Source organism: Novosphingobium organovorum (assembly GCF_022832435.1).
Taxonomy (GTDB): Bacteria; Pseudomonadota; Alphaproteobacteria; order Sphingomonadales; family Sphingomonadaceae; genus Novosphingobium; species Novosphingobium organovorum.
This window is the reverse complement of the sequence record NZ_JALHLF010000095.1, coordinates 1-14,930: the sequence shown is the minus strand read 5'-3', so window position 1 is coordinate 14,930 and position 14,930 is coordinate 1. Positions and strand designations below refer to the sequence as shown.

Here is a 14,930-nt window from a genome sequence, read left to right as displayed (position 1 = left end):
GCGCGAGCCCCGCGCTCGCGGCCGCGTCAGCCGCGTGGATCGCGCGCAGCGCCTGGTTGCGCTCGATGATCTGCGCGCGCATGTCGAGGATCTGCTGGATACCGCCGTCGCTGCCCGAAATCGAGGAAAGGGACGCGATCGCGCTCATCGACGGCCCCCGGCGGCGCGGTAGGACGACGCGCGCCCGACCTCGATCCCGGCTTCGCGCAGCGAGGCGAGGCGGTAGCGCAAGGTGCGCTCGGAAATGCCCAGCGCGCGCGCGGCCTGGAGCCGGTTGCCCTCGCAGGCATCGAGCGTCTCGACGATGGCGCGCGCCTCGGACTGCTGGACGATGTTCGACAGGCGCCGCCTGCCGTCCAGCGTGATCGCATCGGCGGCCGGTTCGGCGTGGCGCGGTTCGTCGGGAAAGGGCGCGATGAGGCGCGCCGGGCTGTCGAACACGATGTGTTCGGGGGTAATCGTGGCGTGGCCCATCGACAGCAGCAGCGCGCGGCGGATCACGTTCTCCAGCTCGCGCACGTTGCCCGGCCAGGAATGCAGCTTGAGCATGGCCAGCGCGGCTTCGGACAGGCAGGGGACTTGCGCCGGATTGTCGGCGTGGCGCAGCGCCATCGCGTAAGCCAGCGGAGCAATGTCGTCGGGCCGCGCCTTGAGCGCGGGCAGCGTGAGCGGGAAGACGTTGAGGCGGTAGAACAGGTCGGCGCGAAACCGTCCTTCGGCCACTTCGGTGGGCAGGTCGCGGTTGGCGCAGGCGATCACTCGCACATTGACGTGGATCGGGCGGGACGAGCCGATCGGCACGACTTCCTGTTCCTGCAACGCGCGCAGCAGCTTGGCCTGGAGCTGGAGCGGCAGCTCGGCGATTTCGTCGAGCAGCAGCGTGCCGCCGTCGGCCGCGCGCATGAAGCCCTCGCTGGCCTCGGTCGCGCCGGTGAAGGCGCCCTTCTTGTGGCCGAACAGCATGGCCTCGAGCATGGTCTCGGGCATGGCCGCGCAGTTGACCGCGATGAACGGGCCGGAGCGGCGGGGGCTGCGCGCGTGGATGAAGCGGCTGAGCACTTCCTTGCCGGTCCCGGTCGGGCCGTTGACGAGCACCGGGATGTCGCTGCCCGCGACTCGCTCGGCGAGCGCCAGCACCGAAAGGCTGACCGGGTCGGCCGCGATCGGCCCCTCGCGCCCGGCCATCGCGGCGAGCAGCATGGCGAGCGAGGTCTCGCTGACGGGGTCGCAATAGGAGACGGTCACGTCCCGGCCGTCCTGGGCCAGCGCCGGACGCGCCGCGCGGGCGAGGCGAACCGTGCGTTTGCGGCCGTTCACCGGCGCGGTGTCGGAGAGATCACGCAGATCGATCGCGGTGCGATCGACGAGAGTGCCCGCGATGGCGCTAGCGCGCTCCACCAACGGACCGTGATCCCTCCCGAATTGCGGGCTGAAGGACAGACCTGACATGTTCGAATTCCCCGTGGAAGTAACCAGTTTCCGAGAGGCAGGTATCGCGCGGGAACGGCCAAGGTTTTAAGAATTTAAGGCCTTGTGGAATCCCGTAACGGGCAAAAACATTCCATCAGCCATGGCGGCGCGCCCGCTCTGGCGCGCGATGGCGGTGGGCGGCCCTGGATGGCGGGCACGCTGCGGGCAGGCGCGTTTTTTCGGCGCTCCTCGCGCGCTTTTCCGCCATTCTTGCAAGGAGGCTGCAAACGAGGGCGATTTTCCCGCTTAAATATTCGGCCCGTCAACCGGTCTAGGTGCTGACAGCCATGCCGGATGGGCCGGGTGGTTTGTTTTTCTTTCGGCTTCGGGACAGAAAACGGGAGCTAACTAAATGTCAGTCATCAACACCAACATCTCGGCGATCAAGGCGTCGAACGCCTCGAACACGGCGAACAAGATGCTGGGCACCGCGATGGAGCGCCTGTCGTCGGGCAAGCGCATCAACTCGGCCAAGGACGACGCCGCTGGCCTTGCCATCGCGACGTCCATGACTGCCCAGATCAAGGGCATGAGCCAGGGCATCCGCAACGCCAACGACGGTATCAGCCTGGCGCAGACCGCGGAAGGCGGCCTGTCGGAAGTCTCGAACATGCTCCAGCGCGTGCGCGAGCTTGCGGTCCAGTCGGCCTCGGCAACCTATCAGGACTCGGACCGCACCGCGATGCAGTCGGAAGTCACCGCGCTGACCGAGCAGATCGCCGACGTCCTCTCGGACACCAAGTTCAACGGTAACACGCTGTTCTCGACCACCTCGGGCACCGACGTGAGCTTCGACATCCAGACCGGCGCCAACTCGGGCGAGACGATCACGCTGACCTCGACCGCGATCGACGGCACCAACATCGATGCCAGCGCGCTCGACGTGAGCGACGCCTCGGCGGCCTCGACGACGATTGACAACGTCGACCTCGCGCTGGCCGACGTCAACGCGACCCGCGCGTCGCTGGGTGCCGGTCAGAACCGTCTCGAATCGGCGATCAACAACCTCACCAGCAACGTGACGAACCTGTCGGACGCGCGTTCGCGCATCGAGGATGCCGACTATTCGAGCGAGACCACGCAGATGGCCAAGGCCCAGATCCTGAGCCAGGCGTCGACCGCGATGATCGCGCAGGCCAACCAGAGCCAGCAGAACGTTCTCTCGCTCCTGCGCTAAGGCCTTACAACGGCGTAACGCATGGCCCGCACTGACCACGTGGGCCTCCAGTTGGGCCCGGCGGTTCCTTCCCCAGACCGCCGGGCCCATTTGCGATTCGCAAACGCGAACGCGAACGTGCAAGGCGACGCGGGCCTGATCCGTCTGGAGCGGATAGCGTGGCGCGGCTTGGGCAGGCTGGGAAAAGCCCTTGCGCGGCCAGTCTCGACCGGCGGTCGGGGGATCAGCCCCGAGCCGACTGGCTGCGCGCAGGAGAGGGGGGATGCATCAGCGGGCGAAGGAAGGGCGTGTCGTGCCCCGAGGCCTCATTTGCTCAGCCAGTCCTTGCGCCACATGTTCTTGCGGACACGGCGCACTTCGACCCCGCAGTGTTCACAGGTGCCCACGAAGTGCGTTCCGTCCCACTTCACGCGGGATCGCAACGGCTTGTGTCGACCTAATGCACACATCAACAGTCGAAAAAAACGCAACGCACCATCCTCATTCGTTTTGAACGCACCTCACACCCTCGCGTTCTAGCAAGAGGTTAATCTGCCCGAAAGCGTAAAAATTCACCTAAGTCACTAAATAATATAGAGAAATGATACATGGTGTGCGGTAACGTCGGAAATCTTGGGACCGGGGCCAGCACGGCCAGATGTGTTTTGTGCATTGCGAAAAGCGCTGACCCCGATAGTCCCAAAACGAGACGGTTTCAGTCGCCCTGGTGATCGAAGACCAGGGAAAAGGTTACCGGTACTTGCGCCGTGATCGACGGCAGGCTGGCCAGTTCCTGAAGCTTGGCAAGACCGCCCTCGAGACCGAAGCTGCCAGCATCGACGATGATCGGTGCGCTCGTTTCCACTTCCACTTTGTCCCTGGCGATACGCGTGACGGCGAGCGTGGTCTCGATCGGCGCGCTGGCGCCGTGCAGGTCGAGCGTCGCTTCGACCGGGAGCAGCGTCTGCGCGCCCACGGCCAGACCGCGCAGCTTGGCGGGATCGATCCTGGTGGTCACCGTGGCCTTGGGGAACTGGGCGGTCTGGAACAGGATGTCGCGCAGGCGCTGGTCGCGCACGTCGACACCGGTCCTGGCCGAGGCGAGGTCGATGGCGAAAGTCGCCGTACCATCGGCCGCAACCGAGCCCGACAATGTGTCGAAGCGGTGCGCCTCGACCACTTCGCCAGCCTTGATCGTCACGAACGAGAGCCGCGAGGCGCCCTGTTCGAGCATCCAGCTTCCGGCGAGCGGGGGCGGGGCGGTGTTCGGGGCGGCGGCGCACAGGCCTATCAGCAGGGCAGCGCCGGTGGTCAGGGCAAGCGGGAAGGAACGCATCCGAGAAGTCTCCTGGTCGGTCTGTCCCGGTGCCGCGCTCACGGCGGAGCGCTGGCGGACCGCCCGGATGGCGGTCCGCTGGTCGGCGACCGGGGGACCGCAAGACTATGCCCGAGCGGCGGGCAAGAGCAAGCCGCGCGTCGTGGCAGTCAGACAGACGTCCGGGGGGGGGGGGAGGCGGACGGGCCAGGCTCAGTCGAGCAGGGTGATCGAGATGCGCCGGTTGCGCGGATCGTTGGGGTCCTTGGGGATCAGCAGCTCCTTGTCGGCGACGCCCTCGATCCGGCGGAAGCGGTCCTCGGGCAGTCCGTCGCGGATCAGCGCCTGGCGGGTGGCCTCGGCGCGGCCCGCCGACAGCGACCAGTTGTTGCCGGTGGTGCCGGGCAGGAAGGGCAGCGCGTCGGTGTGGCCGCGGATGGTCAGCTGCGCCGCGTTGGGGCCGACCGCCTCGGCGATCGCGTTGAGCAGTTCGGAGGCATCCGGGGTGAGCACGGTGGTGCCCAGACGAAACATCGCGAAATCGGCATCGTCGACCAGATCGATGCGCACCCCTTGCGTGGTGTCGACCAGCCGCACCTGTTTGGCGAGGCGGCGCAGCCGTTCGGACGAGCGCAGTTTCTGTTCGAGCGATTCCTTGGCGCGCGCGGTGCGCTTGATCGGCTTGTCACCCTCTTTCGCGCCGCCGGTGGGGCCGCGCGGAATGGTCAGCGCCTTGGTGCCGGTCTGGCCCATCGCATGGGGATAGTTGTCGGCATCGGTGAGCGAGGAGCCGCCCAGCAGCCCGTTGGCCGAACCCGCCGATTGCTTGCGGGTCTGGACCAGCGTGGGGGTGAAGTAGTCGGCAATGCCCTTGCGCTGTTTTTCGGTCGTCGCGCCCAGGATCCACAGCAGCAGGAAGAAGGCCATCATCGCGGTCACGAAGTCGGCATAGGCCACCTTCCAGGCGCCGCCGTGGTGGCCGCCCGCGACCACCGTGACTTTCTTGACGATGATCGGGGGGAGCGGTTCGTCCTTCTTGCGGGCCATGCTCAGCGCCCTCGCATCGCGTCAAGCAGTTCGGACAGGCCGGGACGGAAGGCGTGGCCCAGCCCCGAGCGCGCGCTTTCGACGACGAGCGGCTGCGGCCAGCCGTGCAGGCTGGCGATGATGACCTGCTTGACGCAGTGGAAAATCATCTCGTCCTGGTCGTTGATCTGCTTGAGCCGCCCGGCCATCGGCGCGACGATGCCGTAGGCCAGCAGCACGCCCATGAACGTGCCGACCAGCGCCGAGCCGATCATCTCGCCCAGCACCGACGGCGGTTTGTCGATCGAGCCCATCGTCTTCACCACGCCCAGCACGGCGGCCACGATGCCCAGCGCCGGGAGCGAGTCGGCGAGGTTCTGGATCGCGTGCTGAGGCTCGTGGAACTCGTGGAAATGGGTCTTCATCGCGTTGTCCATCACGTCCTCGACGGCGTGGACCTCGAGCGTGCCCGAGGACACCACGATCAGTGTGAGCGTGTCGCAGATGAGATCGGTCAGCGCGTGGTTGCCCAGGATGCGGGGGAACTCGGCGAAGAGCGAGGAGGACTTGGGATCGTTGACGTGGCTTTCGAGCGCGACCGGGCCTTCCGAGCGCAGGATCTTCATCAGCCGCACGGTCAGCACGATCACGTCGATGTGGTCCTGCTTGTTGTGCTTGGGCCCCTTGAGCACGCGGGCGAAACCGCCGCCCAGGACCTTGAGCTCGTGCATCGAGTTGCCGGTGACGATCGCGCCCACGGCCGCGCCGCCGATGATGAGCATCTCGTGCGGGATCGCGTGCATCACCGGGCCCAGCGCGCCGCCGGTGATGGCAAACCCGCCGAAGACCATCACCAGCAGGATGACGATGCCGATGATTGCAAACATGGTTAACTTCCCCCGTCAGCAAGAAGCCCGGCACCCTGGCGGGTGACCGGGCCGGAGTGGGTGATCAGATGTTGTCGAACAGGGTGAGGCCGGCGAGCTTGGTGAAGCTGGCCTGGCTCGCCTCGAGCACGGTCAAGGTTTCCTGCAAGGTGGCGATGGTGGTTGCGATGTCGGTCGCCCCGATGTTCGATTCCTCGGTCTGGCGCAGTTCCTGAAGATTGACGCGGCGCTCGTCGGTCAGCTCGATCCAGGCCAGCCGGGTGCCGACCACGGTCTGGCCGGTGGTCAGCGCGTCGAGCCCGGACTGGAGCGTGGTGAGCGCTTCGTTGGCCGCCCCGGCCGGATCGCTCGAGCCGCCCTGGAGCGCGGTGGCGAGCGCCTTGACGGTGGCCATGATGTCGGTGGCGTTGCCGTTCGCGTCGGTGAAGGAAAGGAACTGCGGCCCGGTCATCGAACGGGTCACGGTCTGGCCTTCGCCCAGCGGCAGCTCGCTGGTATTGGTGGTGCCGACATAGACCGCCGCGCCGCTGGCGTCGATTTCGTAGGCATCGCCCGCGCTTTCGCCGCCGAACAGCGCGTGGCCATTCGAATCGCGCGCGTTCGAGAGCGAGACGAGGTTGTTGAAGATCTCGTCGAGTTCCTGGCCGATCGCGGTGCGCTGGGCATCGGTGATGGTGTCGTTGGCGGCTTGCGTTGCCAGTTCCTGCGCGCGGATGATCGCGTCGGCCATGTCCGACATCGCCGCATCGGCCAGCGTCAGGTCGGCGTTGGCGCGGTTGGCGTTGGCCGCGTCGATGTCCGAGAGCTTCTCGAGCCGACCGAGCGTGCGCAACCGCGAGGCGGCGACCGGGTCGTCGGAGGAGCGGGTCAGCTTCTGCCCGCTGCTCATCTGCGCCTGCAGCGTCTCGGCCTGCGAGCGCAGGTCCTTCATGTCGGCGCGGGCCCGTTCGTAAAAGGCGCTGGTACTGGTGGAGACGATCGTCATGGCGGGGCCCTTCAGCGGATGGCCAGGATGGAATCGAAGATGTCGGTGGCGACCTGCATCACCCGCGCGTTGGCCTGGAAGGCCTGCTGGTAGCGCACGAGGTTGACCGCCTCCTGGTCGAGATCGACCCCGGCCTGCGCCTGGAGCGCGACCTTGGCGGTGCTGGCGATCGATTCGAGCGCGTCGAGCGTGACCTGCCGCCCGGCCACCGCGCTCGACACGCCGAACAGCAGGGTGTCCATGTCGCCCGCCGGATCGGCGCTCGACAGCGCGGTGCGCATGGCCTCGATATTGGTGGTGTCGCGGCTGTTGGCGGCGGAACCTGCGGTGGCCGTGGCGATCGCCGAGCCGCTCGTCGCGATCATCGCGATATCGCCCGCGCCGGTGCCCGAAAACAGCGCGGTGCCGGTGTTGCCGTTGAGATCGACACCGTTTGCCTGCGCGGTGTTGATGACGTCGATCACCTTGGCGGCGATCGCGTCGAGGTCCGAGCGGGTCGTGGCGACCTGGGTCAGCGCGAGGCTCTGCCCGGCGAGCGAACCCGAGGAGACCGTCGCCGCCGTGCCGTCGATGGTGAAGGCGATCGTGCCGTCGCTCGCGGTGTCCATGCCCAGCGTCGCGGTGTCTCCGCCGGAAACCAGCGCGGTACCGCCCACGGTGACGGTGACGACGCCGGTGTCGCTGGCGAAGGTGGTCTTCACGTCGACGTATTCGGACAGGTCCTGAAGCAGCGAATCGCGCTGGTCGAGCAGCGAGGTCTGGTCGCTCGAGGCATCGGCCGCGCGCGCCAGACGCAAGTTGACGCGGGCCAGCTCGGCGGTGATGCGGTTGACGTTGTCGACCCCGTCCTGCGCCTCGAAGCGCAGGCCTTCGCCTACCGAATCGAGGCTGCTGGCCGCCACGTTGAAGGTTTCGGCCATGGTCCGGCCCTGTTCGAGTACCGAGGCGCGCAGCGCGCCGTCGGTGGTGTCCGACAGCAGTTCCTGCAGGCCGGCCTCGAAATCGACGATCGAATCGTAGACCCCGGTCGCCTCGACCGCGGATTCGACGTTTTCCAGCCCCTGCAATTCGGCCGAGGCGCGCGCCGCGTCGGCGCCGGTGCGGCGCACTTCGGACTGGCGGAAGGCATCGGCGTTGCGCACCACGCCCGAGACCGCAACACCGGCGAGGTTGATCGCGGTGGGCGCGCTGCTGACGCTGGCAACCGCCACTTCGCTAAGCGAGACCGAGCGGCGCACGTAGCCTTCCGAGGAGGCGTTGGCGATGTTGTTGGAGGTGATCTCCAGCGCCGTTCGCGCCGCGCGGGTGCCGCTGCTCGCCATCGAGATGAGATCTGAGGCCATGGCTTAGCTGTCCTTGGTCGAAGTGTCGGGGGAAGGGGCGGCCTGCGTCGGCGCGGCGCTTTCGGGCGGCAGGTAGCGGGCGAGCTGGGCCTCGATCGTGGTGGCAAGGCCGAGCGCGCCGGTCTGCGAGGCGATCTCGGCGAAGCGCTCGTCCTGCATCTCGCGGAAGGTCTGCACCGCCTGGCTCGAGAACACGCCGTTCTCGTCGAAGCTGGTCTTGCGCGCGGCGGCGAGCATCTGGCGCACGAAGATCGCCTCGAACTGCCTGGCGGCGGCGGCGAGCTGTTCGCGCTGGCTCGCCTCGGGCGCGCTGGCGAGGCCCAGCTCGGGCGAAAGCACCAGACTGCTCGACGCCGCGGCGGTGGAGGAGGCCGCCGAAGCGGAGGAAAGCGAGGCGGTCATATCACCACCATCTCGGCCTTGAGCGCGCCGGCCTGCTTGAGCGCCTCGAGAATGGCGACGAGGTCGGACGGGGTGACCCCCAGCATGTTGAGCGCGTCGACCACCTGGCTGAGCGAAGCGCCCGGCTGGAACAGCGCGATGGCGCGGTTCTCTTCCTCGGCGGTGATCGTCGAATTGGGCTCGATCGCGGTCTGGCCCTGGCTGAATGGCGCGGGCTGGACCACGGTGGGCTTTTCATCGACCCGCACGGTGAGTTTGCCGTGGCTGATCGCGGCGGGCGAAAGGCGCACCGCCGAATTGATGACGACGGTGCCGGTGCGCGAATTGACGACGACGCGTGCGGGTGTTTCGGCGGGCTTCACCTCGATCATCTCGATCGCGGCCATGACGCTGGCGCGGGTGTTGGGCTCGGCCGGGAGATTGAGCGCGAGCGAGACCCCGTCCTCGACCGAGGCGGTGCCCGGCAGGCGCTGGTTGATCGCGTCGCGCACGCGCGCGGCGGTGAGGAAATCGGCGTTGAACAGGTTCCAGCGCAGCGTCTCGGCGCTATCGAACCCGGTCGCCACCGCGCGCTCGACCGAGCCGCCGTCGGCAATGCGCCCGACGGTGGGGATGTTGACGGTGAGCTTGGAGCCGTCGTTGGCCGAGATGCCGAGGCCACCCACCGCGAGGTTGCCCTGCGCCATGGCGTAGACCTGGCCGTCCGCGCCGTAGAGCGGGGTCAGGATCAGCGCGCCGCCGCGCAGCGACTTGGCCTTACCGATGGTCGAGACGGTAACGTCGATGCGCTGGCCGGGCTTGGCAAAAGCGGGCAGATCGGCGGTGACCATGACCGCCGCGGCGTTCTTGAGGCCGGGGGCGACACCGGCGGGCAGGGTCAGCCCCATGCGGCCCGACACGCCCTTCATGGCCTGGGTGAGATAGGCCAGGTTGTCGTCGCCCGTACCCGGCAGCCCGACGACGATGCCGTAGCCGGTCAGCTGGTTCGAGCGCACGCCCTGGAACTGGCCAAGATCGCGCACGCGTTCGGCCTGCGCGAAGGAGGGGGCAAGGAACACGGCGAGCGCGGCGAAGGCCAGCGCCAGGATCATGGGCAGATTGCGGTGCATCCAGGCCCCCATCAGAACGGCGAGATCAGGTTGAAGAAGCGGCCCAGCCAGCCTTGCGTGCTGGCCCGCTGGAGCGCGCCCTTGCCCGAATACTCAATCTTGGCGTCGGCCACGCGCGAGGAGGCGATGGTGTTGTCCTGGTCGATGTCGATCAGGCGCACGATGCCGGAAAACCGGATCCATTCGTCTCCCTGACTGAGCAACATCTTCTTTTCCCCTCTGACCAGCGCGGTCCCGTTGGGGCGCACTTCGGCGATGGTGACGGACATGGTGGCGGCAAGCGTGCTGGTTTGCGCCGCACTGCCCTGACCACTGAACGACGAAGTCGAGCTGGCATTAAGGGCATTGGGGTTGAGAAACGACAGGAGCCCGGCCGTGGGCGGGGTGATCGAGGCGCCGCCGCTCTTGCCGTTGCTCGATTTGACCGACTTGGAGGCGGTGGTCGTCTCGGCCAGCAGGATGGTCACCGGATCGCCCACGCGGCTGGCGCGGTTGCCCTGGTAGAGCGGCGAATAGCCGCCCGCGGCGGCAAAGATGCTGCCCGTGGCGGGCGCGGCGACCTCTGGGGCGGCGGGCACGATCGGCAGTGTCGCCTCGAAGCCGCTGAGCTTGGGCTTCTTCTTCGCCTGAGCCGGAGTGGCGCCGAGCGCGACCACCAGTGCGGCGATGAGCACGGCCGCCCACATGGGGCGAGAGTGTCCGGTGCGCGGACCGCGCCGGGACGGAAGGGCAAGCGAAGCGGGAGCGATCATGGCGGTTACAGCGTCTGGTTGGCGTTGCGCAGCATCTCGTCGACCGCCGAGATCATCTTGGAGTTGATCTCGTAGGCGCGCTGGGTCTCGATCATGTCGACGAGCTCCTCGACGATGTTGACGTTGGAGGCCTCGAGCATGCCCTGGCGGATCTGCCCGCGCCCTTCCTGTCCGGCGACGCCGACCTGGGCCGCGCCGCTCGCCGCGGTTTCGAGCAGGAAGTTGTCCGAAGCCGCCTGCAGGCCGCTCGGGTTGGTGAAAGTGGCCACGGTGATCTGCCCCAGTTCCGAGGGGGCCGACTGCCCGGCGAGCTGCGCCGAGACGGTGCCGTCCTCCGAAATGGTGATCGAGGTCGCCCCTTCGGGAATGGTGATCGAGGGTTCGAGCGCGTAGCCCTGGCTGGTCACCAGCACGCCCTCGGACGAGCGGGTGAAGTTGCCCGCGCGGGTATAGGCGAGCTGGCCGCCGGGCAGCGTGACCTGAAAGTAGCCATCGCCGTCGAGCGCGAGATCGAGGCTGTTGCCGGTCGTCTGGAGCGAGCCTTGCGTCTCCATCCGCGTGGTCGACTGTACGCCCACGCCCGTGCCCAGGTTGAGCCCGGTGGCGTAGGTCGTCTCGTTCGAGGAAGCCGCGCCCGCGACGCGCGCGTCCTGGTAGGCGAGCGTGGCGAAGTTGGCGCGGTCGCGCTTGAACGCGGTGGTCGAGACGTTGGCTAGGTTGTTGGCGATCACGCGCATGCGCGTGTCCTGCGCTTCGAGGCCGGTGCGGGCGACTTGGAGGGCGGATGAAGGCATGGGTCGGGCTTTCGCTTTCGTGCGGGAAAAATCAGTCGATGCGCATCAGGCGCGCGCCGCCCTCGTCGAGCTGGCGCGCGGTTTCGATGAGCTTGGTGCGAAGGTCGAACAGGCGCTGCGCCGAGATCATGTCGACGAGCACTTCGGAGGCGCTGACGTTGGACTGTTCGAGCGAGGCGGGGATCAGCCGCGCGTTGGCATCGGTGGGCAGCACGCCGAATTCGTTCGGGCTGCCCACGATGCCGTCGCCCGGCACGCGGAACTGGCCGGCGAGCGTCTTGGTGACGCTCGATCCGGTGGTCGAGACCAGCTTGATCGTCGCCACGCGCGCGGGCGGGGCGTCGGGCGTGGTGGGATCGGCGACCAGCACCCCGCCATCGGGGGCGATGGTGATCGCGCCCCCCGGCGGCACGCTGATCGGGCCGTTTTCGCCCAGCACCGGCAGGCCATCGCCGTTCTGGAGCACGCCGGTCAGGGTGACCGACAGGTCGCCGCGCCGGGTATAGGCCTCGCCGCCGTCGGCGGCCTGGACCGCGAGCATGGTATCGCCCGAAAGCGCCACGTCGAGCGGGTTGCCGGTGTTGACCACCGCGCCGTCCTTCATCAGCGCGCCCTTGACGTCGGCGCTCGTCATGGCGCGCACTTCGAGCTGCGGGCCTTCGAGCGTCATCGGGGTGGCGTTGAGGATTTCCGACTTGAAGCCGATGGTCTGGGCGTTGGCCATGTTCGAGGCGATCACGCGTTCGCGTGTCATCGAATTGGCCATGCCCGACAGCGCGGTGTAGATCAGGCGATCCATGGTTCAGCGGTCCGTGTCGTGATCAGCTGCGCAGGTTGATGATGGTCTGCGAGAGCTGGGTGGCGGTATCCACGGCCTTGGCGTTGGCCTGGAAATCGCGCTGCGCGGTGATCAGCGCGACCAGTTCGTCGGCGATGTCCACGTTCGAGCGTTCGAGCGAACCGGCCATGAGCGAACCGTAGAGGCCCGAGCCGGGCTGGCCGTACGTCGCCGCGCCCGAAACCCCGGTCGCCGACCAGCTGGCGTTGCCTTCCTGGCGCATGCCCTGCGGCGCGATGAAGTTGGCGAGCACGAGCACACCGATGGTCTCGTTCGACCCGTCGGCATACGTCGCGACGACCGAGCCGTCGGCGCTGATCGTGACGCCCGCAAAATCCTCACCCGCCGAATTGGTCGCGGGGATCAGCGCGTCCTGGAGCGTGGTGGTCGAGGTGATCGCGCCGGTCGAATCGACCGGGAAGACCTGCAGGCGCATGCCTTGTGCGTTCTTGATGTAGCCATCGCCATCGACCGTGAACGAGCCTGCGCGGGTATACTGGGTCTCGCCCGAAAGCGGCGAGACGACGGTGAAGAAGCCTTCGCCGTTGACCGCCACGTCGAGCGCCGAGCCGGTCTGTTCGACCGGGCCGAGCGAGAAGTTCTGCTGGATCGCGCTGACCCGCGCGCCGATGCCGGTGGTCAGCGAGGGGTCGGTGAGGATCGAGGAGGAGACGATGTCGGCAAAGGCGGTGTCGCTCTTCTTGAAGCCGGTGGTCTCCGCGTTGGCGATGTTGTGCGAGATGACGTTGAGGTCGGTCTGCGCGTTCTTGAGGCCGGTGAGCGAGGTGTAATAGGACATGGCGCGATACTCTCTCGGGGGGCGCGGATCAGGCGCTGGTGGTGGTGTCGGTTTGGGCCGAGGCGGCGTTCTGCGCCTCGATCTGGGCGGCCAGGGCGGCCACGGCTTCCTGCGTGGCGGTCTGGGTCGAATTGAGCGTGTCGAGCTGGGTCGAGATGGTGCTCAGCGTGTCGGCCATGTCGGTGGTCGTCGCGAGCGAGGAGAACTGGGCCATCTGCGCGAGCATCTCGGTCTGGTCGACCGGGTTGAACGGATCCTGCTGTTCCATCTGCGCGAGCATGAGCGTCAGGAAGTCGCCCGAGGTCAGATCCTCGAGCGAGGTGGCGGTGCTCGAGGAGGTGGTCGTCGAGCTGGTCGAGGTGACGGAGGTTACGGTCATTTGAGCCTCATCGTTTCGAGCATGAGCTGCTTGGCGGTGGACAGGGCCTCGACCAGGTTCTGGTACTGACGCGAGGCTTCGAGCATCTCGACCATCTCGGCGTTCTCATCGACCGGAGTGGCCCAGACATCGCCGTTGGCATCGGCGAGGGGGTGATCGGGGTTGTGCTGGCGGATCGCCGCGGCCTGTTCGCGCACGACGGCGCGCACGTCGACCGAGGCGAGCCCGCTGGCGCTGTCGAGATCTTCGGCGAAGACCGCGCGGATCGGCTTGTAGGCTTCGCTCTCGCTGGCCGAGACGGTGCCCGCGTTGGCCAGGTTCGAAGCCGCCGCGTTCATCCGCACCATCTGCGCGGACATGCCGCGCTGGGCGAGCTGGAAGAGCGTCATGGGGTTGGCGGGCATCGTCAGTCTCCCCGCAGCGCGCGCTTGACGGTGTCGACCCGGCTGCGAATGAACTCGAGCGTGGTCGAATAGCCGACCGCGTTCTCGGAGAAGGCGAGCTGCTCGTTCTGCAGCTCGACCGTGTTGCCGTCGAGCGCGGGCATCACCGGCACGCGGTAGAGCGTGGCGCGCTGGGCCGCGGTCTCGGTGTCGGTGCCGTCCTGCGCCGAACCGAGCGCGGCGGTGAAATCGATGTCCTTGGCCTTGTAGCCAGGCGTTGCGGCGTTCGCGATGTTCGAGGCGATGAGCCCCATGCGCTGCGAACGCAGTTCGAGCGCCTTGCCGTGAATGCCGAACAGGTCCTGCGGCATGATCCTTCCTTCGCGTTTGTTCCGCGGTCCTTTCAGCAAGGGGCGTGCCAGTCGGCCGGAGGACGGAAAACAGCGCGAAACCGGGGCGATGCGGGGGCCGCGCGGTCCCGCGCAAGGGCAAGCTGGCGGGCACGGGCGGCAAGCTCTTGCCGGAAAGGCGGCAAATGCGCGCCCGGCCTGAATTATGCATGGGACTGCCGTTCTTGCCCTCCACAAGGATGCGAAGGACCTGCGCCGCCGTGATGAACCCGCACAACCTGTTCGATGAAACCAGCGCCCTGATCGTGGTGGGCGGAACCCTGCTGGCAACGCTGCTGCGCTGCGGCTTTGCCGACAGCGGCGCCGCGCTCGTCGCGCTGCGCGGCCTGCTGCGGCGCCGCTTTCGTGGGGCGCATCTCAAGGCCGAGCTGGCGGTCCACGTTCAGGAGATGCGCCAGGACGGGGTCATCCGCACCCAGCCGCACCTCTCGGGCGATGCCGAGATCGACGCGGCGACCGATGCCTTGATCGGCTCGCGCTCGGTCGCAGGCCTGCACATCGCGCATATCGCGCACAAGCGCCGCCGCGCCGAACAGGCGATGCGCGCGGTGCGCACGCTGAGCCAGGCGGCCGATCTCTCGCCGGTGCTGGGGCTGGCCGGAACACTGGTCTCGCTCAGCCAGCTGCCCGCAGGCGGCGGCGCCGCGTCGGGCGGGGGCAGCTTTACCGCCGCGATTTCGATGGCGGTGCTCACCACGCTTTATGGTCTCCTGCTCGGCAACATGGTCTTCGCGCCGCTCGCGCGGATGGTCGCGCGGCGCGCGGCGGAGGAGGAAAAGGAACGCCAGGCCGTGCTCGACTGGCTCGAGCAGCAGGTCGCGGTCGCGCTGCCGAGCCAGGCCGCGAGCCTGCCCGCCGCGCCGGGTAAGGCGACAGGCGCGG

At 67.7% G+C, this 14,930-nt stretch carries 17 protein-coding genes; 2 read left to right on the top strand and 15 right to left on the bottom strand.

Annotated elements, in window-relative coordinates; all coding sequences use genetic code 11:
- Positions 1 to 144: 144 nt before the first annotated feature.
- Positions 145 to 1,449, bottom strand: coding sequence for a sigma-54 interaction domain-containing protein (locus MTR62_RS16950; RefSeq protein ID WP_244023132.1), 1,305 nt, complete (start codon positions 1,447 to 1,449; stop codon positions 145 to 147).
- Between the two features lie 373 nt (positions 1,450 to 1,822).
- Between MTR62_RS16950 and MTR62_RS16945 the strand changes: the two genes are divergently transcribed.
- On the top strand, positions 1,823 to 2,647 hold the full coding sequence (locus MTR62_RS16945; RefSeq protein ID WP_244023130.1) for a flagellin N-terminal helical domain-containing protein: 825 nt from the start codon (positions 1,823 to 1,825) through the stop codon (positions 2,645 to 2,647).
- A 694-nt stretch (positions 2,648 to 3,341) separates the two neighbouring features.
- Here the strand turns inward: MTR62_RS16945 and MTR62_RS16940 are convergent.
- The 14 genes from MTR62_RS16940 to flgB form a co-directional block, all read right to left on the bottom strand.
- The gene (locus MTR62_RS16940; protein WP_244023128.1) at positions 3,342 to 3,962 is read right to left on the bottom strand and encodes a YceI family protein; all 621 of its coding nucleotides are present in this window, start codon (positions 3,960 to 3,962) and stop codon (positions 3,342 to 3,344) included.
- A 192-nt stretch (positions 3,963 to 4,154) separates the two neighbouring features.
- Positions 4,155 to 4,988 (bottom strand): flagellar motor protein MotB, encoded by an 834-nt coding sequence (locus MTR62_RS16935; protein WP_244023125.1) that lies wholly within the window; start codon positions 4,986 to 4,988, stop codon positions 4,155 to 4,157.
- 2 nt (positions 4,989 to 4,990) lie between these two features.
- Positions 4,991 to 5,854 (bottom strand): flagellar motor stator protein MotA, encoded by an 864-nt coding sequence (gene motA, locus MTR62_RS16930; protein ID WP_244023123.1) that lies wholly within the window; start codon positions 5,852 to 5,854, stop codon positions 4,991 to 4,993.
- A 64-nt stretch (positions 5,855 to 5,918) separates the two neighbouring features.
- Positions 5,919 to 6,839 carry a flagellin N-terminal helical domain-containing protein gene (locus tag MTR62_RS16925; RefSeq protein WP_244023122.1) on the bottom strand — a complete coding sequence of 307 codons (921 nt, stop codon included), beginning with the start codon at positions 6,837 to 6,839 and terminating at the stop codon, positions 5,919 to 5,921.
- An 11-nt stretch (positions 6,840 to 6,850) separates the two neighbouring features.
- On the bottom strand, positions 6,851 to 8,182 hold the full coding sequence (gene flgK, locus MTR62_RS16920) for a flagellar hook-associated protein FlgK (RefSeq protein ID WP_244023120.1): 1,332 nt from the start codon (positions 8,180 to 8,182) through the stop codon (positions 6,851 to 6,853).
- Between the two features lie 3 nt (positions 8,183 to 8,185).
- On the bottom strand, positions 8,186 to 8,584 hold the full coding sequence (locus MTR62_RS16915) for a rod-binding protein (protein WP_244023118.1): 399 nt from the start codon (positions 8,582 to 8,584) through the stop codon (positions 8,186 to 8,188).
- Positions 8,581 to 9,693 carry a flagellar basal body P-ring protein FlgI gene (locus MTR62_RS16910; protein WP_244023116.1) on the bottom strand — a complete coding sequence of 371 codons (1,113 nt, stop codon included), beginning with the start codon at positions 9,691 to 9,693 and terminating at the stop codon, positions 8,581 to 8,583. The genes MTR62_RS16915 and MTR62_RS16910 overlap by 4 nt, the downstream gene beginning before the upstream one ends.
- 11 nt (positions 9,694 to 9,704) lie before the next feature.
- Positions 9,705 to 10,379, bottom strand: coding sequence for a flagellar basal body L-ring protein FlgH (locus MTR62_RS16905; RefSeq protein WP_244023115.1), 675 nt, complete (start codon positions 10,377 to 10,379; stop codon positions 9,705 to 9,707).
- A gap of 71 nt (positions 10,380 to 10,450) precedes the next feature.
- Complete coding sequence (gene flgG, locus MTR62_RS16900) at positions 10,451 to 11,239, bottom strand: flagellar basal-body rod protein FlgG (protein WP_244023113.1); 789 nt, start codon at positions 11,237 to 11,239, stop codon at positions 10,451 to 10,453.
- A 31-nt stretch (positions 11,240 to 11,270) separates the two neighbouring features.
- Positions 11,271 to 12,038: a flagellar basal body rod protein FlgF gene (locus MTR62_RS16895; protein ID WP_244023112.1), complete on the bottom strand. Its 768-nt coding sequence runs from the start codon at positions 12,036 to 12,038 to the stop codon at positions 11,271 to 11,273.
- Positions 12,039 to 12,060: 22 nt separating this feature from the next.
- Positions 12,061 to 12,876: a flagellar hook-basal body protein gene (locus MTR62_RS16890; protein WP_244023110.1), complete on the bottom strand. Its 816-nt coding sequence runs from the start codon at positions 12,874 to 12,876 to the stop codon at positions 12,061 to 12,063.
- 28 nt (positions 12,877 to 12,904) lie between these two features.
- On the bottom strand, positions 12,905 to 13,255 hold the full coding sequence (locus tag MTR62_RS16885; RefSeq protein ID WP_244023108.1) for a flagellar hook capping FlgD N-terminal domain-containing protein: 351 nt from the start codon (positions 13,253 to 13,255) through the stop codon (positions 12,905 to 12,907).
- Complete coding sequence (flgC, locus tag MTR62_RS16880) at positions 13,252 to 13,644, bottom strand: flagellar basal body rod protein FlgC (protein ID WP_407672701.1); 393 nt, start codon at positions 13,642 to 13,644, stop codon at positions 13,252 to 13,254. The genes MTR62_RS16885 and flgC overlap by 4 nt, the downstream gene beginning before the upstream one ends.
- A gap of 17 nt (positions 13,645 to 13,661) precedes the next feature.
- Positions 13,662 to 14,009 (bottom strand): flagellar basal body rod protein FlgB, encoded by a 348-nt coding sequence (gene flgB / locus MTR62_RS16875; RefSeq protein ID WP_244023104.1) that lies wholly within the window; start codon positions 14,007 to 14,009, stop codon positions 13,662 to 13,664.
- A gap of 242 nt (positions 14,010 to 14,251) precedes the next feature.
- Here flgB and MTR62_RS16870 point away from each other — a divergent pair.
- Positions 14,252 to 14,930: MotA/TolQ/ExbB proton channel family protein (locus MTR62_RS16870; RefSeq protein WP_244023102.1), on the top strand; the 679-nt coding region annotated here is incomplete at its 3' end.